The sequence below is a fragment of the Nitrosomonas europaea genome, from assembly GCF_900167395.1.
GTDB lineage: Bacteria > Pseudomonadota > Gammaproteobacteria > Burkholderiales > Nitrosomonadaceae > Nitrosomonas > Nitrosomonas europaea.
Genome location: NZ_FUWK01000011.1, coordinates 1 through 24,286 on the forward strand (window position 1 = coordinate 1; position 24,286 = coordinate 24,286).

27 protein-coding genes, 1 tRNA gene and 1 pseudogene are annotated in these 24,286 nt (G+C 49.0%); 16 read left to right on the forward strand and 13 right to left on the reverse strand.

Going from position 1 to position 24,286, the window contains the following annotated elements:
• Nucleotides 1-330, forward strand: a 330-nt coding sequence (locus B5D58_RS05135) for an integrase core domain-containing protein (RefSeq protein ID WP_143779550.1), incomplete at its 5' end; no start/stop codon positions are given.
• Between the two features lie 24 nt (nucleotides 331-354).
• On the opposite strand, the gene B5D58_RS05140 is transcribed toward B5D58_RS05135, so the two are convergent.
• Nucleotides 355-1,119, reverse strand: a complete 765-nt coding sequence (locus B5D58_RS05140; RefSeq protein WP_011111147.1) for a DsbC family protein — start codon at nucleotides 1,117-1,119, stop codon at nucleotides 355-357.
• 344 nt (nucleotides 1,120-1,463) lie between these two features.
• On the opposite strand from B5D58_RS05140, the gene B5D58_RS05145 reads away from it, so the two are divergent.
• On the forward strand, nucleotides 1,464-2,900 hold the full coding sequence (locus B5D58_RS05145; RefSeq protein ID WP_011111146.1) for an ATP-binding protein: 1,437 nt from the start codon (nucleotides 1,464-1,466) through the stop codon (nucleotides 2,898-2,900).
• Complete coding sequence (locus tag B5D58_RS05150) at nucleotides 2,897-3,586, forward strand: response regulator (RefSeq protein ID WP_011111145.1); 690 nt, start codon at nucleotides 2,897-2,899, stop codon at nucleotides 3,584-3,586. Before B5D58_RS05145 ends, B5D58_RS05150 begins: the two co-directional genes overlap by 4 nt.
• A 79-nt stretch (nucleotides 3,587-3,665) precedes the next feature.
• Here B5D58_RS05150 and B5D58_RS05155 read toward each other — a convergent pair whose 3' ends face one another.
• A complete protein-coding gene (locus B5D58_RS05155) occupies nucleotides 3,666-5,228 on the reverse strand; it encodes an amino acid permease (protein WP_011111144.1) in 1,563 nt (520 codons plus the stop codon).
• A 319-nt stretch (nucleotides 5,229-5,547) separates the two neighbouring features.
• Between B5D58_RS05155 and B5D58_RS05160 the strand changes: the two genes are divergently transcribed.
• A complete protein-coding gene (locus B5D58_RS05160; protein WP_011111143.1) occupies nucleotides 5,548-5,907 on the forward strand; it encodes a hypothetical protein in 360 nt (119 codons plus the stop codon).
• A 68-nt stretch (nucleotides 5,908-5,975) separates the two neighbouring features.
• Here the strand turns inward: B5D58_RS05160 and rdgC are convergent, their stop codons facing one another.
• Complete coding sequence (rdgC, locus tag B5D58_RS05165; RefSeq protein WP_234989002.1) at nucleotides 5,976-6,176, reverse strand: recombination-associated protein RdgC; 201 nt, start codon at nucleotides 6,174-6,176, stop codon at nucleotides 5,976-5,978.
• Nucleotides 6,177-6,668: 492 nt separating this feature from the next.
• Here rdgC and B5D58_RS05170 point away from each other — a divergent pair, with 492 nt between their 5' ends.
• The 3 genes from B5D58_RS05170 to B5D58_RS05180 are packed head-to-tail and all read left to right on the forward strand — an operon-like array spanning nucleotide 6,669 to nucleotide 9,336.
• Nucleotides 6,669-7,982: a YncE family protein gene (locus B5D58_RS05170; RefSeq protein ID WP_234989004.1), complete on the forward strand. Its 1,314-nt coding sequence runs from the start codon at nucleotides 6,669-6,671 to the stop codon at nucleotides 7,980-7,982.
• A gap of 5 nt (nucleotides 7,983-7,987) precedes the next feature.
• Nucleotides 7,988-8,710, forward strand: a complete 723-nt coding sequence (locus B5D58_RS05175; RefSeq protein ID WP_234989006.1) for an SCO family protein — start codon at nucleotides 7,988-7,990, stop codon at nucleotides 8,708-8,710.
• Complete coding sequence (locus B5D58_RS05180) at nucleotides 8,707-9,336, forward strand: DUF1292 domain-containing protein (RefSeq protein WP_011111139.1); 630 nt, start codon at nucleotides 8,707-8,709, stop codon at nucleotides 9,334-9,336. The genes B5D58_RS05175 and B5D58_RS05180 overlap by 4 nt, the downstream gene beginning before the upstream one ends.
• Nucleotides 9,337-9,447: 111 nt before the next feature.
• Here the strand turns inward: B5D58_RS05180 and B5D58_RS05185 are convergent, their stop codons facing one another.
• From B5D58_RS05185 to B5D58_RS05195, 3 genes are all read right to left on the reverse strand, one after another.
• Entirely contained in the window at nucleotides 9,448-10,332 is an 885-nt protein-coding gene (locus tag B5D58_RS05185) for a recombination-associated protein RdgC (RefSeq protein ID WP_011111138.1), read from the reverse strand.
• A gap of 147 nt (nucleotides 10,333-10,479) precedes the next feature.
• Nucleotides 10,480-10,555, reverse strand: a tRNA-Arg gene (locus tag B5D58_RS05190).
• A gap of 76 nt (nucleotides 10,556-10,631) precedes the next feature.
• On the reverse strand, nucleotides 10,632-11,435 hold the full coding sequence (locus B5D58_RS05195; protein ID WP_041356454.1) for an outer membrane protein assembly factor BamD: 804 nt from the start codon (nucleotides 11,433-11,435) through the stop codon (nucleotides 10,632-10,634).
• Between B5D58_RS05195 and rluD the strand changes: the two genes are divergently transcribed.
• The 3 genes from rluD to B5D58_RS05210 all read left to right on the forward strand — a co-directional run bounded on the left by rluD (nucleotide 11,434) and on the right by B5D58_RS05210 (nucleotide 14,738).
• Nucleotides 11,434-12,468, forward strand: a complete 1,035-nt coding sequence (gene rluD / locus B5D58_RS05200; protein ID WP_011111136.1) for a 23S rRNA pseudouridine(1911/1915/1917) synthase RluD — start codon at nucleotides 11,434-11,436, stop codon at nucleotides 12,466-12,468. The genes B5D58_RS05195 and rluD overlap by 2 nt on opposite strands.
• Nucleotides 12,469-12,699: 231 nt before the next feature.
• The gene (gene glnA / locus B5D58_RS05205) at nucleotides 12,700-14,085 is read left to right on the forward strand and encodes a type I glutamate--ammonia ligase (RefSeq protein ID WP_041357029.1); all 1,386 of its coding nucleotides are present in this window, start codon (nucleotides 12,700-12,702) and stop codon (nucleotides 14,083-14,085) included.
• 155 nt (nucleotides 14,086-14,240) lie between these two features.
• On the forward strand, nucleotides 14,241-14,738 hold the full coding sequence (locus tag B5D58_RS05210) for a DUF4124 domain-containing protein (RefSeq protein ID WP_011111134.1): 498 nt from the start codon (nucleotides 14,241-14,243) through the stop codon (nucleotides 14,736-14,738).
• A gap of 47 nt (nucleotides 14,739-14,785) precedes the next feature.
• Here B5D58_RS05210 and B5D58_RS05215 read toward each other — a convergent pair whose 3' ends face one another.
• The 7 genes from B5D58_RS05215 to B5D58_RS05250 form a co-directional block, all read right to left on the reverse strand.
• Nucleotides 14,786-16,753 (reverse strand): polysaccharide biosynthesis protein, encoded by a 1,968-nt coding sequence (locus B5D58_RS05215; protein ID WP_011111133.1) that lies wholly within the window; start codon nucleotides 16,751-16,753, stop codon nucleotides 14,786-14,788.
• Nucleotides 16,754-16,761: 8 nt separating this feature from the next.
• The gene (locus B5D58_RS05220) at nucleotides 16,762-17,322 is read right to left on the reverse strand and encodes a sugar transferase (RefSeq protein ID WP_041357027.1); all 561 of its coding nucleotides are present in this window, start codon (nucleotides 17,320-17,322) and stop codon (nucleotides 16,762-16,764) included.
• A 58-nt stretch (nucleotides 17,323-17,380) separates the two neighbouring features.
• Nucleotides 17,381-18,328, reverse strand: coding sequence for a UDP-glucose 4-epimerase family protein (locus B5D58_RS05225; RefSeq protein ID WP_011111131.1), 948 nt, complete (start codon nucleotides 18,326-18,328; stop codon nucleotides 17,381-17,383).
• 14 nt (nucleotides 18,329-18,342) lie between these two features.
• Nucleotides 18,343-19,092, reverse strand: coding sequence for a glycosyltransferase family 2 protein (locus tag B5D58_RS05230; RefSeq protein WP_011111130.1), 750 nt, complete (start codon nucleotides 19,090-19,092; stop codon nucleotides 18,343-18,345).
• Nucleotides 19,093-19,127: 35 nt separating this feature from the next.
• Nucleotides 19,128-19,538 (reverse strand): type II toxin-antitoxin system VapC family toxin, encoded by a 411-nt coding sequence (locus B5D58_RS05235; RefSeq protein ID WP_011111129.1) that lies wholly within the window; start codon nucleotides 19,536-19,538, stop codon nucleotides 19,128-19,130.
• Nucleotides 19,535-19,774, reverse strand: coding sequence for an antitoxin (locus tag B5D58_RS05240; protein WP_041356451.1), 240 nt, complete (start codon nucleotides 19,772-19,774; stop codon nucleotides 19,535-19,537). The genes B5D58_RS05235 and B5D58_RS05240 overlap by 4 nt, the downstream gene beginning before the upstream one ends.
• A gap of 387 nt (nucleotides 19,775-20,161) precedes the next feature.
• Nucleotides 20,162-20,353, reverse strand: a complete 192-nt coding sequence (locus B5D58_RS05250; protein WP_011111127.1) for a hypothetical protein — start codon at nucleotides 20,351-20,353, stop codon at nucleotides 20,162-20,164.
• A gap of 1,047 nt (nucleotides 20,354-21,400) precedes the next feature.
• Between B5D58_RS05250 and B5D58_RS05270 the strand changes: the two genes are divergently transcribed.
• The 6 genes and pseudogenes from B5D58_RS05270 to B5D58_RS13565 form a co-directional block, all read left to right on the forward strand.
• Nucleotides 21,401-21,721 carry a type II toxin-antitoxin system RelE/ParE family toxin gene (locus tag B5D58_RS05270; protein ID WP_011111125.1) on the forward strand — a complete coding sequence of 107 codons (321 nt, stop codon included), beginning with the start codon at nucleotides 21,401-21,403 and terminating at the stop codon, nucleotides 21,719-21,721.
• Nucleotides 21,721-22,035, forward strand: a complete 315-nt coding sequence (locus tag B5D58_RS05275) for a helix-turn-helix domain-containing protein (RefSeq protein ID WP_041356444.1) — start codon at nucleotides 21,721-21,723, stop codon at nucleotides 22,033-22,035. The genes B5D58_RS05270 and B5D58_RS05275 overlap by 1 nt, the downstream gene beginning before the upstream one ends.
• Before the next feature lie 3 nt (nucleotides 22,036-22,038).
• Nucleotides 22,039-23,106 carry an Rpn family recombination-promoting nuclease/putative transposase gene (locus B5D58_RS05280; protein WP_011111123.1) on the forward strand — a complete coding sequence of 356 codons (1,068 nt, stop codon included), beginning with the start codon at nucleotides 22,039-22,041 and terminating at the stop codon, nucleotides 23,104-23,106.
• A gap of 287 nt (nucleotides 23,107-23,393) precedes the next feature.
• A complete protein-coding gene (locus tag B5D58_RS05285) occupies nucleotides 23,394-23,717 on the forward strand; it encodes a type II toxin-antitoxin system RelE/ParE family toxin (protein WP_011111122.1) in 324 nt (107 codons plus the stop codon).
• 12 nt (nucleotides 23,718-23,729) lie between these two features.
• Nucleotides 23,730-24,047 carry a HigA family addiction module antitoxin gene (locus B5D58_RS05290; protein WP_011111121.1) on the forward strand — a complete coding sequence of 106 codons (318 nt, stop codon included), beginning with the start codon at nucleotides 23,730-23,732 and terminating at the stop codon, nucleotides 24,045-24,047.
• 95 nt (nucleotides 24,048-24,142) lie between these two features.
• Nucleotides 24,143-24,277 (forward strand): annotated as a pseudogene (locus B5D58_RS13565) (IS3 family transposase); the annotation flags it as partial.
• Nucleotides 24,278-24,286 lie beyond the last annotated feature (9 nt).

Genomic DNA, 24,286 nt, shown 5'->3' on the forward strand with positions numbered 1-24,286 from the left:
AGGCATGCTTTCTTGCATATCTTCGACCGTGTCTGCCTGGAAAATGGTACGGAACATCGCCTGACCCAGCCAAATCACCCCTGGACCAATGGTCAAGTCGAACGCATGAACCGCACCCTCAAGGAAGCAACCGTCAAACGCTATCATTATGAAAATCATCAACAGTTGCGAGAGCATCTTTACAGCTTCCTGAATGCCTACAACTTCGCCAGGCGACTCAAAACCTTACGAGGACTCACACCTTACGAATACATCATCAAATGCTGGCAAAACGAACCTGAACGTTTTATCATCAATCCATACCATCACAAAGTGGGACTAAACACCTAGCATTCAGTGCCTTTTACCTTAACCTTAATCGTTAAAAAAAATTTGCTCACTTATTTTTTTGCGCAAGAGCATCCAGGCATTCTGATCATTCCACCCAATTACCGTAGACCCATCGGCAAAAACAACGATTGGCGTTGCCATTCTTCCCATTCCAAGAAAGAAGCCGATGTCGTTTAACATATCACGAGGATATTGGCATGAAGTTTTCGCTCGACCATTTATTTCAGAACCTTGCATCACTTTGCGCCAGGCTTGTGAAGGATCATCAGCACAATATACCCTGGCAGCCTGCCTGAATCCATTTTCAGCCACCCCCACCGGTACCACATATACGGAAGCATTTTCCTGCTCCAGTGTTTTTTCAAGTTTGCGGCAATAAGGACAATCTGGCGCCGACCATATCACTGCCACAGGTGGAGTAGATCGTTTTACCAGCACCAACTGTTCCAATGGAATCTGTGCAAGCTGTTGACGCAGCCAGGTATGTTTATAGGCCGGGTTATCTTCAGCTGGTGACTGAATTACCCACCCTGGCGACTTTATATTCCCCAACCATCCCATGTCCTCCCGGAAATAGGCAGAAGGGCCACCTGCCTGCCCCGTGCGCACGGCATAAAATCCTTTGAAAAGAGTGGGCTCGATATAATGACCTGCCCGTAAGGGAACTCTCGTTTCCTTTTCAAACGCAGACTTTGCCCTGGGTAAATCCGGTTCCCACATTGGATTCGCCACCGTCAGGCAGGCGAAAGATGCTAAAACTAAAGTAAGTAATAATTTTGCAAGCTTCATTGCTAATATTCCTAACTGATAAAGTCTGATTTTTTTAACTTACTATCTTCACAAATCCTATTATCATGACAATAGACAAAACCATGCACCTCTACGGGAATCCAGTATTTCTGTAATTACATCAAAGTAATGCAATCTAACGTAATATTCCCGCTCTTCTTTAGTAGAACAACACATTCTTTTCCCCAGATTTTCACAACTACAGATGATTTAGATCACTGCCTCTTCCCTGCTCAACTAAAATATGCCTATTCCAGAGGAAGATTCAAGCATAGGATAGGATGGTTATTCTTTTATTTCCGTACTATTTCCTCTTGGTCACCCTGTAGTAAATATCCATTTTTATGTCCATCCGAATCAAATTATTCCTGGCCTTTCTGCTGACTACGTTCGTAGTGGTGATGGGGATGCATTTTTTCACCCGTTGGTCCCTGGAGAAAGGATTCACCGAGTTCATCGAAAAAAGACAGCAGGAACGGCTGGATAAAATCATCGATGTACTGGAGGAACACTATGCTGAGCACCGTGGCTGGGGAGAGCTGGCCGGAAACAAGCAACACTGGATTTCGTTATTGTGGCATGCCGGCCCGCACCGGCATCGTCCGCCGAAGTGGATTATCGAACAGGCACAGCATGAGCCCGATCGACAGTGGCCACCAGCAGTAACACCCGGAACAGCCGAAAGAAAGTGGTCTCCATTCGAGTTACGGGTAATACTGCTGGATGCAGATCGATCGATTCTGTTCGGGCGGAAGGAACTGATTTCTCAACTGAGCCTGCATCCTGTTCAGTATGAACACCGGACGGTCGGGTTTCTTGGCCTGTTGCCAGGAAACCCGGTCAGTCAGGCCAGCGACATTTATTTCATGGAACAACAGGCCGACTTTTTCTTCTGGATTGCGTTGACCATGGTAGTACTGTCTGCACTGATCGCTTGGTTGATGGCCTATCACCTCGGACGGCCGCTCAAGCAGATCGCAGCGGTGGTACAAAGGCTGGCGACGGGGGATTACAAAGCCAGACTACCTGTCATATCGAAGGATGAAATGGGCCAACTGGCACTGAATTTCAATGATACGGCTGCTGCACTGGAGCAAGCAGAACAAAGTCGCAGACGGTGGGTGGCCGATATTTCTCATGAATTGCGTACACCACTGGCCGTTTTGCGTGGTGAGCTGGAAGCCATCCTGGATGGGGTTCACCCATTGACTCCCGCAGCGATAGAATCCCTGTCCGGTGATGTGCTGCGGCTCAATCGTCTGACAGAAGATCTTTACCAGCTTGCTTTATCCGATCAGGGTGCATTGAGTTACCGGAAAGTACTGCTCGACCCCGTACCCTTGCTGCGAGAAGATCTGGCAACGTTCACAACTGATTTCAATCATAAGCAGATCAGTGTCAGATGGATCAACCGGCTGTTCAAACCTGTACTGGTCAATGCTGATCCTGACCGGTTATCACAATTGTTCCGCAATCTGCTGACCAACAGTCTGAACCATACGGATGCGAGAGGACAACTGGAAATCACGGTTCAGCGCCTGGCAGACAAGCTGGTGATCGAACTGGCGGACAGCAGTCCCGGTGTCTCGGATCAGGATATCGCGCATCTGTTCGATCGTTTCTATCGTGTCGATCATTCACGCAACCGGCATCTGGGAGGAGCCGGCCTGGGGTTGGCCATCTGCAGCAATATCGTCAGAGCGCATGAAGGAACGCTGATGGCATCCCATTCGGCTCTGGGCGGTCTGGCGATACATATCGAGCTGCCAATTACGCCATGAGCCGTATTCTGATCGTCGAAGATGAACCCAGGCTAGCCAGACTGGAAGCCGATTATCTGCAGCATGCCGGTTTCCAGACTCATTGCCTGAGTCAGGGGCTAGAAGTGATCCCCTGGCTGAAGGAAAATACTGTCGAACTGATATTGCTGGATCTGATGGTACCGGGGCGGGATGGTCTCGATATCTGCCGCGATATTCGCAGTTTCAGCCAGGTGCCGGTCATCATAGTGACCGCACGAATCGAGGAAATCGACCGTTTGCTGGGACTGGAAATGGGAGCGGATGATTATATCTGCAAGCCTTTCAGTCCCAGAGAAATGGTTGCACGCGTCAAGGCTGTGTTGCGCAGACTGCAGCCGCCCGCCCCGAACTCGGCGCAGCAGGCGCTCACACTCTCCCCTCAAAGTTTCAAGGTCCAATACGATGGGCGAGAAATCGAGCTGACTGCCGTTGAATTTCAGTTGCTCTATACGTTATATCAGCAACCGGGGCGTATTTTCTCGCGCGCCAGACTGATGGATCTGATCTATCAGGATCAGCGCATCGTTTCAGACAGAACGATAGACAGCCACATCAAGAAGCTGAGGAAAAAAATTGCTGAACTGATTCCGGAAAAAGAAGTGATCTGTTCAGTCTATGGCGCGGGTTATCGCTATGATCCACAATCTGTCGAGCCCGAAGAATAACGATCCGGTACGGGACTTCGTCGCTTCAACTTTCCCACTCATCATTTAACAATGCGATCCTCGCCGTAAGGCGAAAGGTTTATTTCACTTTCACTTCGGTTTCATCACTGCCATCCGCGAGAGATCGGATCGGTTCGATCAGATTCTCACCACCCGAAGGCGTATCGATACCCAGCAAAACGTGGCTTCTCCGGTAGCCGTAAAGAAAATAAAAAATCAAGCCGATTCCGGTCCAGACTGGAAACACCAGTTTGGCATCCATCGGTAAAAACAGAAAAAGAATCAGACAACCGCCAATGGCAAGCGGCCCCACCAGCCAGATCATGGGCGTCCTGAAAGGCCTGGGACGATTTTTGTCTCTGACTCGCAGAATCATGACCGTCAATGCCACGACCAGAAAAGCGAACAATGTTCCGGAGTTGGAAATATTTGCAAGCTTACCCACCGGCAGGAAAGCTGCTGCTGCCATTACGCCGACACCGGTAACCAGCGTAACGATATACGGGGTTTTGAAGCGCGGATGGATGCGACTCAATACTTCCGGCAGCAAACCATCACGCGACATGACGAAAAAAATACGCGTCTGTCCGAACAGCATCATGAGAATCACCGAGGGAAGTGCCAGGAAAGCAGCCAGACCAAGCAGGTTACCAATTTTCTCCCAGCCTATTTCACGCAACACATGCGCCAGCGCTTCATGCGAGCAAACCACCGGTTGCTGCCCTGCTGCCGCAAGTGATTTGCACTGCGCAGCCATTTCCCTGGAACCGGGAGCGAGCCCCTCGCCTGCGGCATCGACCAGTGGCTGTGCACCCACTGCGCCGATCACCCCGGCAGATACCAGTAAATAAAACAACGTACACAGCAGCAATGAGCTGATCAGAGCGATCGGAAGATTGCGTTGCGGATCTTTTGTTTCTTCCGCTGCGGTTGATACCGCATCAAAACCGACATATGCGAAAAAAATGGAAGCAGCCGCAGCAACGACACCCGAAGTTCCCAGTGGCAGAAAAGGGTCGAAATGGTTCATGTCGGTAGCCGGCAGTGCCAGTGCAATGAACGCCGTCAGAGCGATGATTTTGACTGCAACGAGTATGGCATTGAACATGGCGCTCTCTCGTGTTCCGATGATCAGCAGGCCGACGACCAGCAGACAGATGACAACCGCAGGCAGATTGATGATACCCCCGGCAAACGGCCCGTTCGCCAGCACATAGGGAATTTCGAATCCCAGCGAGGCATTATTCAGCAACCCGACGAAATAGCCCGACCAGCCTACGGCCACTGCCCCGGCTGCAACAGAATATTCCAGTATCAACGCCCATCCCACCATCCATGCGATCAGTTCACCAAGCACGGCGTAGGAATAGGTATAAGCAGACCCGGATACCGGTACCATTGAAGAAAGCTCGGAATAGCAGAGTGCGGCCACTGCACAAACGAAACCGGCAATGACAAAAGCAATCATCATACCGGGGCCGGCTTTTTGTGCTGCCTCGGCAGTCAGCACAAAAATACCTGTGCCGATAATCGCTCCCACCCCCAGCAGCGTCAACTGCCACACACCCAGAGAACGGTGAAGACTTTTCTTTTCGGCTGTAGCCAGAATGGCATCTAGCGATTTTACGCGCCAGAAGATCATGAACCCTCTCCTTCAATAAAAACAGATAGTTACAAAATCCCTGAATTTAGCGGGAGATAGTGTACAAGAAATACCATGACCATAAGACCGAAATCAGGACAAAAATACCTGTGTCTGCGTCTGGTTATCTGCATGTTCAGGCTTGGCAACATGACAACCGATTGAACATCGGGAACATATTTGAGTCAGATTGTGTTCCTGCATCTTTCACATTCTTTTCACAATCTCTGCAAAGTATTTGCAAATTGGCAAAGTATAGTTGTCATCAAGGGCGGAAAACATTCCGTTCTGTTTCTGAAAATCAACCAGGAGGTTCATCATGAACAAAAAACTTATCGGTATCGTTCTCGCGCTGGCATTTCCTTTGGCGGTTACTGCCAACCCGGGAGAGCACAAACATGATCATGAACAATACCGGGCGAAGAAAATAGAACGGCTGGACAAAGAGTTGTCCCTGACTGACGACCAGAAATCCAGGATTGACACACTCTTCAAACAAAATGGAGAAAAATTCAAGGCGATCCGCGAGGAAACCCAGTCCCAACTGAAAACCATTCTGACACCTGAGCAGTATTCCAAACTGCAGGAACTGAAACAGCGCCGGCAGGAACAGTGGCACAAAAAACATCAGGAGAAACTGCAAGAAAGAAAACAGGAACAGTCAGGTACAACACAGTAACAACAAAAACATTCACTATTCACTCCGCCTGCAATGGTCTCCTATCGCTACCGGCCATTGCAGGCCATTCATTCGCTGGCTGTTCCGCCCAGCGCCTCCATCAACTCCGGCAACAATTGCCGCAATTCTTCCGTCATCAGAAAAAAACTGCTGTCAAACTGCTCTTCAGCTGTTTCAGCCGGTTCCCGGTCGATATCAAGCAAGACCGACCACTTCAACTGCAAGTTACTGTCCAGAATATGGGATTTTATTCCTATGATGTAGTTCAACCGGACTGGGCTATCAAATAACTTTCCTCCTTTGGCATGAGCCACTCTCCTTTATAAAGAAAAAAGCAGCATCGTATGTGAAATACACCACATCTTAGAATCAAGTACCGTCATACCATCGCAACAGCAGCATGATATCAATACCCTGATGCCATATATCCAATGACAACCTTTGCCTTATGGAAGCAAAAAAGTTATTAAATAAATTTAGTCTGAGTACCGTTAACACCGACTCCGGTCAGAAAAGTGCATTATTCGTATTCCCAGATATGACACATAGATAATCTGCCAGCTTGCCACCCGCGATTAATGAAACAGATATGAAGTCAATCACGGGTACATTGAAATCAGGAAGGCATTTCCTGACGAGTATTCTTAAGTAACAGGTTTTTATCATCCGGTTACTTGAGAATTTATTTAAATAGCATAAAAAGGAACTTATAAATGATTCTAAGAAGCTGGGCCAGAGGAGTCACATTAGCAACAATATGCATGTTTTCACTCTCTTCCGGAGTAATCCTTGCTAAAAACAATCGTCCGACACCATTACCGACGTATCAGTACCCTGATGTTTACAATAATTACCTGCAGCCTGTAGCAACCGCAATAGATTATCACTCCGGGATGGTTTATCTCTTTAACTATGAAAATGACAAGCTGATTATCGTTGATCCGACAAGCCTCAGCGGTTGGCCTGGGAATGTTCCATTACAACATACTCTCGTGTTCCCTGAAGGAGATAAGATTTTTATCACATCTGATAATACGGAAGAGCATGCTGCTTACATTATCATATTGAAAGTAAACGATATTAACTGGGATGCAGGAACAGTCTCACTTGCAGTAGAAACCGTAGTAGCGGCAGATAATCCGGGGACACCAACAGAATTTCCGTTTGTTGAACCCGTTAACAATGTCCAAGCCATCCCCAACTGGCTAGTAGGGAGAGGAACAACTCAGATACATGGTCCCACAATATTACCCTACTCAGATTTTGTCTATCTGACTGAACTCACTTCAGACAGGATACGTGTCATCAACCGTAAAACAAACGAGTTTGTAAGTGGCGTAGATCCCATCGCCATACCTGGTTATACAGAACAAACGCATGGTATCAACTTCAATAGGTCCGGAACCATTGGTCTTGGAACCGGATATTTCTTTGATAACAGCGTTATCGACGTTTATAAACCTAATAGAGAAACAGGCGAGCTGCAAACGATTGGCCAGATCAGACTGGGCGATGAAAAACGGCATGCAGCGTTTACCCATTTTGTATATTGGCTGGATGAGCGATATGCTGTAACTGCTTCCATGCAATTTGATAAAACTTCACTTACCCCCACTACTACTAAAAAGATCATCCCACCCAGTGTATGGCTGCTTGATACTTTGGAAGGGACTGCAACAAAAATTCTCGACCATACCAATCATGCAAATGGCAAGGGTATTTTCCGCTCTCCTTCCGATATCGCAGTGGTCAATGGCAAGCTCTATATTGCGGAAGAGGATTCGCTTGATTACACATTTGCCAACGATGGATACATTTCTGTATTCGATCTGACCGATCGCTACAAGCCACGATTCCTGAAAAGGCTTAAACCTGGTCGGGAACTGCCCACCGGTTACGCAGTGGCCCACACAATCAGCCCGACACCGGATAACCGTTATCTGATAGTCGCGAGCTGGGTTTCAGGTTATGTACTAAAAATCGATACAGAAACAGATACCGTTGTCAAAATCTGGGGACCGAATGACGGTCTGATCAAACCACATGGTATCTATACTGCCGGCGGTCTTCGCTGATTGTAGTGCAGGAAACCGATCTATCTTCTTTTTTATCCAGAAATCATCAGATAAAAATCAGGATAGATCGGTTTAAAAGTAAATACAGCATACAAAAACCGTTCAGAATGATTGATGAAAAGACAGATAACATGAAATTGAGAATCTCACGAAGCTACTGTTTTCAGGTTATTACTACCCTATTTCTTATTTTTGTACAAGCTGATATCAGAGCAGCAACTATCACGTTATCCCGTCCGGTATCGTTACAGGCAGAAACGATTACTCACCTGAAACAAGCGGATACAACCAATACCAATCAGTGGAAGCTGGTCGTTTTTGGTTTCACTCACTGCAAAGATGTCTGCCCGATGTCGCTTGCTAATTTATCTATGCTGGTTAAAGCAGCAGTCAGTGAACAGATCGAGCTCAATGGGGTTTTTGTCACAGTTGACCCGGATAGAGATACAGAAGAGATTTTATCCGGTTATACAAAAGGCTTTGGTCCTGGCATTACTTATTTACGCTTTGAAGGAGAAGAGCTTGAGCATTTCAAAAATGCTTTTCAGGTAGAGGTTGTCTTCTATACAAAGAATGCAGGTAATCAAACCCACTATCAGGTTGATCACAGTACTACAGCTTTCCTGATTGATCCGACAGGAAAAATCAGGGTAATTTTTGATGCATTGAAAGATGCTGTCGATGTAGCCAGAATCTTTAAAGATAACAAGGGATTATTCAAATCATGAATAGAGCTTTGATAGCAGTAGTACTGCTCATGGTCATGGGATCTGTTTCCGGCATGAGAATAAATCCGGATCCTCGGGTAGTTGTTTCTTTTATGGATAAATCCATTGCACCTGAACTGGATATTTTACGTGTAATGGCAGATATTTCGCCCGACAACCACCATCTTGTATTCCAAGTTAAAACACGGGGAGAACGTATACAGGGAAACGACCATGATTATCTGCTTCTTCACATCACACATGGAAAAACTTATGTTCTTCTTTTACCTATCAATAAGGAAAAAGAAAATCAGATGCTGGTATATGAACGCTTACCTCAACCCGATGACGATGATCTCCTCATTCTTGGCAAATTCAAGGGAAATTCGCACTTGACAAACTTTAATATCACTTCCATTTTTCGGGGAGGAGAATTCAGTGTGCCGCTAGACTGGATTGATTTCAATACAAATTTCAGTTTTGATGCTTATACAGTTCAAGCCAGGATCAAAGGGGATACGCTGAAAATCAGTAAAGTATACGATTGGGCAAGAAAGGGAAAAACACACAATAATGAAAAGCCACTCTCTGCTATTACATTGCTTAATAAAATCTGTGCTCCCAAAAGTAATAATCAGCGGCTCTGACTATAGTAATGAAACCATCTGAATGTAACCAAACAAAACATTTATTTGGTTACATTCTTTTATAAGAAATACTGGAAACAACGTTTTATCAGAGAAGCACTACTCTGGGCGCTAGTCAGCTGTCATTCCACCTAATATCTCAACCAAGTCCGGCAACAATTGCCGCAATTCTTCCGTCATCAGAAAAAAATTGCTGTCAAACTGCTCTTCAGCTGTTTCAGCCGGTTCCCGGTCGATATCGAGCAAAGTCAGCCGTTTCAGCTGCAGATTTTCATCCAGAATGAACGAGATTTTGTCTCGCCAGGTCATCGCCAGCCTGATGACTTCCTTACCCGTCCGGACATGCCGGGTGATTTCCTGTGGATCGGGTGACTGCCGGATATAGCTCACTGAAACCTTCTTATCCTCACGACTGCGGAAAATACTGTCACTATCGACCGAAAAAATGGCAGGCGGATCATCGCCTGAAAGCCATGCCGTCATGGCGGATGTCGGTGCCATAGTTGTCCTGATGCGTTTCAGCCCGATACCAGTCGATTTGATGAATGCTTCAATCAGGGCATCCGCTTTAGAAGCACTTGCGCCTTCAACAATGAACCAGCCACCCACCGGATCGATCCATGCATGACTCCGCTGCCGGATGGCAAACGCACGCGATAACAGTTCACGATAAGCTGCTTCCTTGATTTCTTTCATTTGTTTGCGGCCAGGCGCATAACCCTGATGCGATTCCATTTCCTGAGCACGTACTTTGGCCAGCTGATTGACGACGGATGCAGGCAGCAGCTTTTTCTCAGTTCCCAGCGCAATCAGCATCTGCTGTCCGTAGCTGTAAACCAGATCGGCCTCTGCGATCCCCGGTGGAACCCACCCCCGGCTTTGGGGTTCCAGCCCCAGACAACCCTGCAAGGTTTGTTTTGCCAGATACGCTTCAAGTTCGTCCGAGGTAATCACTTCACCGGCAAGACGGTAAATCAGTAAATTTCTAAACCACATATACTCGTATCAATCGAAAATTCCATCAGAACAGAAGGCAAGAAATGCAGTATAAAAAGAAGAATCGCTCACAGCAGGAGGTTGCATGACTGGCAAAGAGGGTAATCTTTGTTTTTGTACAAAGCAGATTCCGAAAAGCTGTTTTTTTGGCGCCCTGGAGACGAATCGAACGTCCGACCTACCCCTTAGGAGGGGGTCGCTCTATCCCCTGAGCTACCAGGGCGGGGGCTGCATTTTACGCCAAAATGCCGGGTGAACGAAATCCATAGCTGCTCCCGGAACAGGAAGAAATCAGCCTGCTACCAGATTTCCCACCAGGATTTTCCTTTCACTGCGCCGGAATCTGTGAGATAGATACTTTCCGGGAAATTTTTTCTGATGACCTTTTCCACGTCTTCACGCAAATCGGTCATACCGAGTTCACCGTAGGCTACCGCCATGATATACAGAGCATCCTCCGTGGCAGGGGTCTGCGGATATTCCTCCAGTATGAACTGGGCGCGCTTGATGGCAGCCACATAAGCTTTCCGCTTCATGTAATATTGTGCGACGTGAATTTCGCCTCTTGCCAGTGCATTGACCAGGTACGCCATACGCTGAAGCGCATCGGGCGTATATTTGCTGTCCGGATAACGTGTCACCAGTTGCTTCAGACTTTCGAACGACTCCCGTGAAGCTTTGGCATCCCGTTCACTCATATCCTGTTTGATGATCTTGTGAGTGATATATCCCATCAGGCCCTGATCATCGTTAAAGCTTGCCAGGCCCTTGATATAATAGGCGTAATCAATATTCTGGTGATGAGGATAAAGCTGGATGAACCGCTCTGCCGCAGCAATGGCTGAAGCGTGCTCCTGATCCTTATAATAGGCGTAGGCTATTTCGAGCTGCGCCTGCTGGGCATAACGTCCATAGGGGTAACGAGCCTCCAGTGCTTCGAACAGTTTGACCGCAGCTGCATAGTTACCTTCGTTGAGTTCGTTTTTAGCCTCGACATAGAACTTGCTCGCAGACCATTTACTGTGATCAACCGTTTTCTCAGATAAGATGCCGCATGCAGCCAGCATTACCACCAACCACCCTGCCAAAAATTGTCGCAACATGATGAACCGTCTCATTAACGAGCAAGATGGGCGCAATTATAGCGCAAAGCCCGACTCATCCGCAGCCGGCAGTCAGGAGAATGAAAACACCATCGAACTGACTGTACCCGATAATCTCGCAGGGCTGCGCCTGGATCAGGCCTTGGCGCAACTGCTTCCCCAGTGGTCACGCAGCCGGTTACAAGGATGGATCGAACAAAAATGTGTCAGCGTGGATAGCGCGGCAGCAACCTGCAAACAGAAGGTATGGGGGGGAGAATCCATTCGTGTAATTGCCGGCCAGACTGAAAACGATCAAAGCCATCAGGCGGAGGCCATTCCACTCAAAATCCTGTTCGAAGATGACCACCTGATTATCATCGATAAACCTGCCGGCCTGGTCGTCCATCCGGGAAACGGTAACTGGCATGGAACCCTGCTGAACGCACTGCTCAATCATGCCCCGCAGCTCAGCCAGGTACCACGCGCCGGTATCGTTCACCGGCTGGACAAGGATACCACCGGCCTGCTGGTCGTCGCTAAAACGATCGAGGCACAGTTCGATCTGGCCAGACAATTGCAGCAACGCACTGTCAAACGCCATTATCTCGCACTCGTGCTAGGTAAACTTGAAAAAGATGGCGTAGTAGATGCGCCGATTGGCAGACACCCCATCCACCGCACCCGCATGGCAGTCGTTCAGAATGGCAAACCGGCACGCACGCATTACCGGGTGCTGGAAAAATTTACTGCCAGCACATTGCTGCACTGCAGCCTGGAAACCGGGCGCACACACCAGATTCGCGTTCATCTGCTGTCCATCGGCCATCCACTTGCAGGAGATCCGGTATATGGCAGAACATCCCCTGATCCATCGACAGCAGATGCAGTTGTACGCCTGCCCAGACAAGCGCTGCATGCCTGGCAGCTCGAACTGACACACCCTCACAGCGGACAAATTCTACTTTGGGAATCCCCACTGCCGGACGATATGGCCGCTTTATTGCAGGCAATACGCAACCTGCCTCATTCCTCTGTTTCCAGGCCACTATAAACGGAATTTGTTTACCTGTTCTCCATGAACTTCGCCCAAAACGCAGATAAACCATGGTTTCTTGCCCGAAATAAAACAGTCGGCCTATTTATTCGATGCCAGCCCGACGGTACAATGTCACCCTTCGTACTTGCCTGATTTTTCCCAGTCGGGCACATGCATTCATACAAATCGTTTCCCAAGTAAATAAACACCTTTTGGAGAAAAACTGTGGCAGCTGATGTTTTAAAAATGATTCAGGATCATGAAGTCAAGTTCGTTGATCTGCGCTTCACCGACACCAACGGCAAAGAACATCATGTCACGGTCCCCGCACATACCTTCGATACCGATAAATTTGAAGATGGCCACGCATTCGACGGATCCTCTATTGCCGGCTGGAAAAACATTCACGCGTCCGACATGCTGCTCATGCCCGACCCGGAAACCGCCGCACTGGATCCTTTCATGGAAGAAACCACACTGCTGCTGACCTGCGATGTCGTCGATCCTGCTGACGGGCAGGGATACAACCGTGATCCGCGCTCACTGGCCAAACGCGGTGAGACTTATCTGAAATCCACCGGTATCGGCGATATCGCCTACTTTGGCCCGGAGCTGGAATTTTTCATTTTTGATTCGGTCCGCTGGCATACCGACATGTCCGGATGTTTCGTCAAAATCGAATCGGAAGAAGCTGCCTGGAGCTCCAAAAAACGCTACGAAAAAAGCAATAACGGTTATCGGCCCGCAGTCAAAGGCGGATACATGCCGGTACCGCCAGTGGATTCCCTGCACGACATCCGCTCGGCTATGTGCATGGTGCTTGATGAACTGGGCATTCCCGTCGAAGTTCATCACCATGAAGTCGCCAATGCCGGGCAGTGCGAGATTGGTACCCGTTTCAGCAGCCTGGTAAAACGTGCCGACTGGAACCAATTGATGAAATACGTCATCCACAATATCGCCGTTTCCTATGGCAAAACAGCGACATTCATGCCCAAACCGATCGTCGGTGACAATGGTTCCGGCATGCACGTCCATCAGTCGATCTGGAAAGAAGGCAAAAATCTGTTTGCCGGTAACGGCTATGCCGGTATGTCGGAAACCGCGCTGTATTACATCGGCGGCATTATCCGGCACGCCAAGGCACTGAATGCCTTTGCCAATCCCGGTACCAATTCGTATAAAAGACTGGTGGCCGGTTTCGAAGCGCCGGTCAACATCGCCTACTCCGCCAGCAACCGGTCAGCCGCTGTTCGCATCCCCTATGCCAGCAGCCCGAAGCAGCGCCGTATCGAAATCCGTTTCCCGGATCCCAGCGCCAACCCTTATCTCACCTTTACTGCTCTGCTGATGGCGGGACTGGATGGTATTCAAAACAAAATCCATCCTGGCGACCCCATGGATAAAAACCTTTATGACCTGCCCCCGGAAGAAGCTTCGATGGTGCCCAATACCTGTGCTTCACTGGAAGAAGCGCTGGCAAGCTTGGATAGCGATCGTGAATTCCTGACACGCGGCAACGTATTCTCCAACGACATGATCGATGCTTTTATCAAGCTCAAGTCGGAAGAAGCGACATTATTGCGTACCACGACACACCCTGTTGAATTTGCCCTGTATTACAGTCTGTAAAAAAGCGATATTTATCTGCGTTTATTCATAAGTCACCATACCAGCAGCCAGGCTTAGAATCTGACACATCCCGGATCGGATTCCGTGCTCTTCACCACCGTGGAACACGGAATTCCGGTTTGAAACTATCCATTTTAGAATCGGGGGTGTTCTCCATGAAACGAACCTACTGCACCATCATGCTGACTGGAGCTCTGTCGTTCGGTCTTTCTACTGCCTGCACAGCTTCCGGTATCCATAAACTGGTGGATGAACGCGGGCGCGTCATTTTCACTAATGATCCTGCTAAAAATACCAGGCAAATTCAGTCATCCAAATCAGTGTCGGTAGTCCCCTCGCGCCGGAACGGCACCAGCACCGAACCTATCACAGTCGCCATTACCGGCAGCAATTACCCCAGAGTCAGCAAGCTCCAGCAGGACCAGCGAGACAGCAAACGCAGGCAGATACTTTCCCAGGAGCTTGCCAACGAAACCAGATTGCTGGAAGATGCCCTGAAAACCATTGATCTGACGCAACAGAAAACGGATAACTACTTACCAGGCCGCCCGTACTTTACGTCAGATCATTTCGATATTCTGCAGCTGCGCAATCAGGCCGCAGCACACGAACGCAATATCGAAGCACTCAAAATGGAACTCAACAACCTTTAATGCATCCCGGATGCAGGCAATTCAGTTCTGCAGCCTGATCCAAACAACTAATTTCCCAGGCCCGGTACCTGGATTTCGGCTTCCTGCGCAAGATACACCCAGTCCACGATCTCCTGGCTGGGTGTATAACCGGGAACGAGTTGTTCCATCATCAACCGGATTACGCTGACATCATTCACATTGAGCGCCACCTCCAGCGCACTCAGCTTGTCTTCCAGATCTGCCCAGGGAACGAACTCCTCACGTGCTTTCATGATTCGTGGATGTGAGGTCGGTTCCAGGTCATCACCGATCAGCAACTCTTCATAGAGTTTTTCTCCGGGACGTAAACCAGTAATCACGATTTCGATATCTCCTTCCGGATTCTGCTCATCCCTGATTTTCAGTCCGGAGAGCTCAACCATGCGGTGTGCTAAATCAATGATCTTGACCGACTGCCCCATGTCCAGCACAAATACACCTCCCCCTTTCGCCATGGCTCCCGCCTGAATGACCAGTTGAGCGGCTTCCGGAATAGTCATGAAATAGCGGGTAATTTCAGGGTGAGTCAGCGTAATCGGGCCACCTTCACGGATCTGCCGGCGGAAGCGCGGTACCACCGAACCTGAAGAACCCAGTACATTGCCAAAACGCACTATGGAGAATCGGGTGGCGGAACCCCTGTCTGCAAGCGCCTGCAGCACCATTTCAGCCAAACGCTTGCTCGCACCCATGATATTGGTAGGCCGCACCGCCTTATCCGTACTGATCAGCACGAAATCCGCCACACCGTTCTCCTCAGCCGCCTGTGCGAGGCAAAGCGTACCCAGTGCGTTATTCTTGATGCCTTCCGCCGGATTGTGCTCCACCAGCGGTACATGTTTATAGGCCGCTGCGTGATAAACGGTATCAGGATGCCAGGTAGACATGATCTCGCACATTCGATCTTCATCCTGCACCGAAGCCAGAAGAGGTACCAGCACGATCTCACGGCTGGCAAGCTTTTCCTCCAGCTCCTGGTGAATCAGATAAAGTGCAAACTCATTCTGCTCGATCAGCAACAGCCTGGCGGGTCCGACAGCAAGAATCTGGCGACACAACTCGCTGCCGATCGATCCGCCCGCTCCTGTCACCAGTACCACCTTGTCCAGGATATTCTTCGCCAGCAGGATATGGTTGGGCATTACCGGCTCACGGCCAAGCAAATCATCGATATCCAGCTCACGCAGATCTGCAATACTGACTCTGCCCTGAATTAGATCCGCCATGCTGGGCAGGGTGCGCACCGAGACACGTGCACTGCGGATCTGGCTCAGGATTTCATTACGACGACGGCGCGAGATACCAGGCATCGCCAGCAGTACATCGCTGATGTTCAGCGTCAGAACCAGCCCGGTCAGATCACCTGGATTATAGATAGGCAAACCGTTGAGCACATGTCCGTGCAAACGATCGTCATCATCCAGAAATCCCACTACCTGTATTTCCGGGCTGTTGGTCATGACCGAGGCCAGCTGACGACCCGTCCGGCCAACACCATAAATAAGGGCTTTGGGCTGGGAGGCGCGCTTCAGGATATTCTGGTATTGATCTCCCAGCCACACACGAGCCATTGCGCGCGATGCACCTACAAACAGCAGAAGCAGAATCGGCTGGATGATACCGACTGTTCGCGGAACACCCGGCAGCCCGATCACCGTAAACATGGATGCATAAGCCAGTCCGTAAATACCGATTGCACGTGCCACGGCCAGCAACGCCGGCCAGCCGCTGTACCGGAAGATGGCGCGGTAAAGACCGGTTACGATAAAAATGGGCAGCGCCAGTACGACCGAAGCGGCCGCAGCCCGAACAGCACCTGTCGCCCAGTAGCCCTGTCCGGAAAAACTGATGAATTCACCCAAGCGCAGGTAATAAGCCAGCCATACCGTCAGAATACATAAACTGAGGTCAACTGAAAGCACAACCATACGTTTTGCCGTACGGGGCAATGCCAGGACCGGAGATGCAAGCTGTGCAAGGTATTTTTCCAGCATGATGTTCACTACCCGGATTTTTTTCTTACGCGATCACCTGTACCACGCCCCAGTGCCGTCAGCAGGATGTATCTGAAACAGGATGTCAGCGATAATGTTTTGATCATCTGTGCATCGATTTCCGCCAGTAAAACGGGGGTAGACATATCGATCCCCTGAATCTGCGCCAACCCCGTAATACCAGGGCGTACATCGAACACACCCCGAAGCTGCCGTTCCCTGATCAACTCATGCTGATTTGGCAGGCACGGGCGGGGGCCCACCAGACTCATCTCCCCCTTGAGAACATTCCATAGCTGGGGCAATTCATCCAGCTTGGTTTGGCGCAGAAAACCGCCAAAAGGAGTCACTGCAGAGGCATCGGCCAGATGAGTGGCCACCGAAGCCGTCCCTGGCCGCATGGTACGGAATTTGACCAGAGTAAATGGTTGCTGCCGCCGGCCCACCCTGATCTGCCGAAACAGCGGGGAGCCGGTATCAAACAACCCGATTACGTAAAGAACCACCATAAGCGGCAAAGTCACCAGAATGCCCGGAATTACCAGCACGATATCCAGTAAACGCAACATTACCTCTCGGTTCACGAAAAGCGGGCTTTCTCTTGTTTTGCCGCTCATCTGCCTCACACTACGACTTCGTTTCCGGTTTATGCTGACGATACCACTGCACAGTCAGCGCCAGACCAGCCTGCATGCCGTAAGGCGGCAGCCAGCCCAGTTCTTTCTGTACGGGCATGCTGTCAACCGAAAGCGAGCCCGTCAAACGGTCGATTGCAGATCGTTTTCCCAATAAATCCCCCACCCGTCTCATCCAGGCTGCCGGTACAGGCAGCAGAAAACTTCCATGCCCCAGCACAGATCCAATCCGACGAATCAAGCCCGGGGTGGAAACATCCTCACCATCACTCACCATGAATGTTTTGCTGGCAGCATCAGGATGTGTCAGACAAAGCCGGATGATATCCACCAGATTCCCGAGGTAAATCAGACTGCGCCGATTGTGAATCGCTCCCAGAGGCAGCGGTATTCGTCGATCTACCATCTGCAATAACCGCAGGAAATTACCCCCTACGCCGGGCCCGTATACCAGTGGCGGACGCAGGATGACCACTTCCATCCCCGTTTCAGCAGATATCTGCCTAAGCGACTGCTCTGCCTCCCATTTGGAGATGGCATAAGCATCACTCGGCACAGCAGAATCATCAGCCTGAAAGGGCTTATCGCACTCCTCGCCCAGCACTTTCACAGTGCTGATGAAAACAAATCGCCTGATACCTCTTGCCGCGCATTCCCGAGCCAGACGAACGGTACCCAGCGTGTTCACCCGGTGATATGAATCGGCTGCTTCTTTTTCCTTCTCTGCCAGCGGTACTTTGGCCGCCAGGTGAACGACACCATCGATACCTTCATCGAACACTCTGCTCCAGCTCGTTTCCCCATCCACTTCACCAACTGAAATCTCCTCATACCTGGTGGATATACGCACTGCTCGAACGGCCCGCAAACCAGCTCTCTCCAGAGCCGGACATAACGTCTGCCCGACAAAGCCATTTGCACCCGTAACCAGAATGTTCATTTCAACTACTCCATCTACTGCTCGGGCGTCTGAGGCAAACGCCCCCAATGTTTCCAGAAATAACGGATCAGACTCAAAGCGTGCCACTTCATGTAGCGCAGATTCCGGCGGCTCGATCGCCGTGCATCATGAATAACGCTGGCCTTCGGGCACGCCAATACTGACCGCCCCGATTTCCACAGGCGTGCACAAATATCGACATCCTCGTAATACAGAAAGAAGCCTTCATCAAAGCCCCCGACTGCACGAAAATCCTCAGTACGAAACAACATGAACATACCCGCCACCCAGTCTGCTGCAAATGCCTCATCACCGGCAGCAAAGAGATACCGGCCATCTCCATGCCCGAACAGTTTTGCTGCCAGAGATGTCAATACAGGAAAACAACGCACGCTGTCCTCAATCATACCGCTTGGCGTAACCACCATCGGTGCGATCACACCTGCAGAATCATATGCTCCCTCCTCGATCAGGATCGGAAAAGGATTATTAATCAAACGAATATCAGGATTCATCACACAGAACCATTCCCCTTCTGCCTGCCGAAAGGCCGCATTGTGGTTCGCGCCAAACCCTCTGGCTGCTGTGTTTCTTAATATCCTGACCGGATAAGGATAATCACCGGGCTTAGATGAAATATCTTCAGGGATATTGAGCGTAACCAGAACTTCGGTAACCATGGACATATCCAATCTAACCAAATCCGCGAGCAATTGCTCAACCAGGGTCGACTGGCCATGACTGACGATAGAAACAGTGATCATGTAACAATATTCTCAAAGATACTCAATATTGCAACTTACCTCACTAACCAGTTTTCTACCTGCAATTCCCCAACCCGGGAAAATTTATCCAGATTGGCAGTAATCAGCACACATTGACTTGCCATAGCCTGGGCCGTAATCAGCATATCGTTAGGCCCGATGACTTGTCCAGATTGCTCAAGCACCCAGCGCAATTGCGCATAAGCGCGGTCCACTGGCGTATCAAGCGGCAACACCTCGATTGCCGCCAGAATGGCTTCCACCTGCCTGGTCAGCCTTAAGGAATTTCTCCTGGCAGCCCCAAACCTCAATTCTGCGGCAACGATAATCGACGTACATACCGCTGCTTCACCAACTTCCTCAATTCGTCGGGCTATAACTCCTTGTGGATAGCGAACCAGATCAGAAAGAATATTCGTATCCAGTAAATAACGCGGTGAAATCATAAATCAATGTCATCCAACGGTGCCAATCTGGTATCAATATCAGAAAAATTTTCCTCAAGTGGTGCCAACTCTGCCAACACTACCAGCAAGCCTTTTGGGGGTACCGGTTCAATAATCAAACGATTACCTTCCCGGCGCATGATTACCTCCTGCGCATTCAGCTCGAATTCGCGAGGAATACGCACAGCCTGATTCTTGCCGTTACGAAACAATCTGACATAACGTTCAGATAACATGGTATTACTCCTATTCCTAAACATAGGTCAAGCATATGTTTCTTCTAACAGATCGTCAATGTATCGACTCGCTTAGCCTGCAAATTTCACGATAATCCTTGATTCTGGTTTTTCGTGATTTTTGACTCACTATGCTGGATTTAACTCTGACGGGTAGCGGAACGTAGCGATCCAGTAATAACGTTAGCAGATATGCAGAATCACCATTTCTGTCATCGTTATAACAGCACTGCTAAAGGCGCTTGAATAGCGCAGCCAGCCACAGAATGACATTTCCCGCAAGCGTTTGTCGATAAAGCCCGGTATGGTACAAATCCGCAAGCCAGTTCCATAATGAAGCATTTCGGAAGCGGGAAAATTCGTCATAGATGAACCTATTTTCCGCTGTCAGTTTCTCCGCAAGCCTGACAACGCCTCGATATTGCGTGCATTCCACTGCCGATATCTCCCGGACAGCATCAGACCAAAACGACTGAATTTGGCAATAAATCCACCATCTGCCCCGATCAGGTTGGTAGCATGCTGGCGATAGCGCAAACCGGGAGCAATAAAGCGCCGGGATTTTGCGGGAAATACCACCTATCAAATCATCAATGGCAAAGTGGAAAAATTATTGCAATTGCCCCTTTTGACTACCTCTGTCTTTGCAGGCAAAGCAATCCAGTCATTCCATTTCCACCCGATTTGATGACAAAATGCACACATATGTAACGGAGGACTGCTGGATGACATCATCCATCCAAATACTACGGATTACCCAAATCAACGAATATTTGTGATCCAGATTCATGATTATGTCTATCTGGTGCCTTACGTGGAAAACCAGGATGAGATTTTTCTTAAGACGATTATCCCCAGCAGAAAATTCACCAGGATATACCTCGGAGGTGAAATATGAACAAAGGAAAACTATCACAGGAAGAGAAAACGCTGCTTGATGCTGTGGAGTCCGGCGAGTACGAATCGTACGCTAACCAAATCACGCAAGAAAGAACTTGAGGCTGCGGCCAACCTTACCTTCAAGAAGGATAAAAGAATAAATATTCGCATATCGAACAGGGATCTTGTCGCTATTCAGTCCAGAGCAATTGAAGAAGGCATCCCATATCAAACGCTTGTCTCCAGTATTATTCATAAATACATATCTGGCTCACTGCAAGATCTCACAGCGCGCAAATCGGGCAAACCCGGCTGAGGTACAAACCGCATCTCCTGTGGAACTGGATTGCCTCAATTTTCACGGTCTTCGTGAATCGCAACGTGACATGGCGATCCAGTCCCTGTACCGCCTGTCTCTCTGGATTGCTGCACTTCGTACTCCAAAGACACAGCAGATCCAACCTCCGCAGTCTTTGCGAACCCTGCAAGGGTGAAGTAATCCAGAGACAACACTAGCAGATATGCAAAGCTGCCGATTTTTGTCATCGTTATAATAGCACTGTTAAAGGCGCTTGAATAACGCCGCCAGCCGGTTCCACAGTAAAGCATTGCGGAAGTGGGAAAATTCGTCATAGATGAGCCAACTCTCCGGGGTTAGTTTTTCACGCAAATCTGACAATACTACCTTTTCGGTTGAAAGATCATTTTTGATTTGACATGAAATCTATTGCTATCTAATATCGACTCATGAAAACCAGCTTTAAGCGCCCATTCGCCCAGTATGTCAAGAAAGCTACCAAACCGCTGCGGCTAGCGATCGAAGATGAGGTGGAAATGATATGTGAAACACCAGAAATTGGCGAGCTCAAGGCCGGGGATCTGGCTGATGTTCGGGTTTACAAGTTCCGGTTCAATCAGCAAGAGTATCTAATAGCTTACCGATCGCCTACCAGAAACACACCTGTTGAATTTATGATCATCGACTTCTATCAAATCGGTACGCACGAAAACTTTTACGACAAACTGAAACAGTACTTGCGACACGATAAAAATCCGAGAGAAATATGATGAGCCATACCTTAACTGCCGAAGAGTTATACGCTGAAATAAAGAGAATGCCGATAGCTGAACGGATTCGATTCTTTTCCCTGCTGGCGGACAGCGCCTTCCGTGAGGATGATTTCACCCATGAGCAGATATTTGGTGAAACATATCAGGAACCGTTCTCGGCCCCGGAAGCAGCAGAATATCTGGAGATATCGTTGCCCACGCTGCGCCGCTATGTGCAGTCAGGCAAATTGGTGCCCAGCTGTATCGTAGGCCGCAACCAGATGTTCTCTGCCCAAACCTTGCGTACCTTCAAGAGAAACCGTGGCAACTGAGAGATGAATCACGATCACGGTTATAAACTGCTGTTTTCCCACGCTGAAATGGTGGCAGACCTGTTGCGTGGCTTTGTGAAAGAAGGCTGGGTTAATGAACTTGATTTCTCTACACTGGAAAAGATTAACGGCAGCTATATTAGCGATGATTTGAGAGAGCGCCAGGACGACATCATCTGGCGTTTGCGCCGCAAGCAAGGCAAGCAAGACGAATGGCTGTACGTTTACCTGCTGCTGGAATTCCAATCTACTGTGGACTGGTTCATGGCGGTGCGGATCATGACTTACATCGGCCTGCTGTATCAGGATCTCATCCGTAGTGAATCCATTAAAACGGGGGAACAGCTGCCACCGGTACTGCCGATGGTTTTGTACAACGGAGATCATCGCTGGCAAGCGCCAGTGAATATGGGTGAGCTGATCTTGCCTGCACCTGGTGGGTTGGATCGTTATCGACCACAACTCAACTACCTGCTGCTGGACGAAGGCCGCTACCATGAACACGAACTGGTAGCATTACGTAATCTGACAGCCGCGTTATTCCGACTGGAGAACAGTCGCACCCCGGAAGATGTCCAACAAGTATTGCAGGCATTAATCACTTGGTTGCATACCCCGGAACAAGACAGCCTGCGACGTGCATTTACTGTCTGGCTAAAACGGGTATTCTTACCAGGCAGAATGCCCAAAACCAGCTTCGATGAAATTCATGATTTACAGGAGGTATACAGCATGCTTTCAGAACGTGTCAAAGATTGGACCAAAGACTGGAAACAACAGGGAATTGAGGAAGGCAAACAAATCGGTATCCAGGAAGGTAAGCGGATAGGTATCCAGGAAGGCAAACAGATAGGTATCCGTGAAGGACGGCAGGAAGGACGGCAGGAAGGACGGCAGGAAGGACGATTGGAGGGTGAGGTAGAATTTTTTTTGAGGCTGCTGGAACGAAAATTTGGTCCGGCAGATGAAATTACCCAGACTCGTATTAAATCTGCAGATTCGCAGACTTTGTTGCGCTGGGGTGAGCGGATTCTGGTAGCACAAACTATCGAAGAAGTATTCGAAGAGTAATGATTTCTGCATTTACGCACCCTTTCATCCCGCCATTGTGGTTGCAGGAGTGCAAAGTTGCCGGTTTCAGTCATCGTTACAACACACTGCTAAAAACATTTGAATAACGCCGCCAGCCACAGGGTGACATTTCCTGCAAAAGGCTGTCGATAAAGCCCTGTACGATACAAGCTCCCCACTCTTTTCCTCTTTTCCTCTTTTACACAAAACACGCTTATTCCAGGCAAGCATAAAAGCGTAGGGTGACGGGATAAATCAGTGTTTCTCCAAGTTGGCGTTAATCTGTAATGTCGTTTGACGCTAATATCGCAACGCAATACTATATACTCATGACGATCAAGACATTTCGATGCGCGGATCCTGAAACCTTATTCAAGTTAGGGCGAGTTGCACGATTTGTCAACATTGAGCGTCCAGCGTTACGCAAGCTCAAGCAACTTGATTTAGCACGGTGCATTGAGGATATACGTGTGCCGCCCGCGAATCGGCCGGAGATATTGAAAGGCGACCGTGCCGGGCAGCACAGTATCCGCATCAACGACCAGTGGCGTGTGTGCTTCCGCTGGACGGGCACGGATGCAGAAGATGTTGAGATTGTGGATTACCACTGATGGAGATTAACCATGAATAATAAATTAACGCCGGTTTCCCCCGGCGAGATGCTGGCAGAGGAATTCTTAATTCCGCTGGGTATGAGCAATTACCGTCTGGCAAAGGAAATTGGCGTATCAGCGCAGCGCATCGGTGAAATCGTAACGGGGAAGCGCGCCATTACCGTAGATACAGATTTGCGCCTATGCCGATTTTTTGGTCTGTCAGACGGATGGTGGTTGCGCCTACAAGTGGACTACGATATCGAGATGGCGCGCGGTGCGCTGGAAGAAACATTGGCGAAGATCAGACCGTGGGCAAATACCCAAGAGCATGGGACACCGGCCTGATCATTGTTCCCAGTGGATGGTTTCAACCACCATCAAAGTAAGAATACCGGGTCCCAAGAGCATCTATGTTGGCGTGATTCGATACATTACCGATACATTACCAGACCCGCCATGCAGCACAACAAGATGTGCTGCAGTATATTTCCATATTTTATAACAGTCATCGACCACATTCATACTTGGGATACAAAAGCCAGAATCAATATGAGGCAGAAATGGAAAAATTAAAAAATGTCACT